This window comes from Flavobacterium xizangense (assembly GCF_054075145.1).
In genome coordinates, this window is record NZ_JBSIPG010000292.1 from 1 (window position 1) to 241 (window position 241).

Consider the following 241-nt stretch of genomic DNA (forward strand, 5'->3'; position numbering starts at 1 on the left):
GATTGAAATCCAGTCGGCGCTAGGTATTCAAGGTTATGCATATGACATGAATGTTGCGTGTTCAGCTGCTACTTTTGGTTTGAAACAAGCGGCAGATGCAATTCGTTCAGGCGCTCGCCGTGTTTTATTGGTGAATGTTGAGATTACTTCTGGTCACTTAGATTACCGTAACCGTGATTGTCACTTCATTTTTGGTGATGTTGCGACCGCTTCTATTATTGAAGAAACTACGACTAAAACT

1 pseudogene is annotated in these 241 nt (G+C 41.9%); it reads left to right on the top strand.

The features are described 5' to 3' along the window. Positions 1–241, top strand: a pseudogene (locus tag ACWA1B_RS23485) (hypothetical protein); the annotation flags it as partial.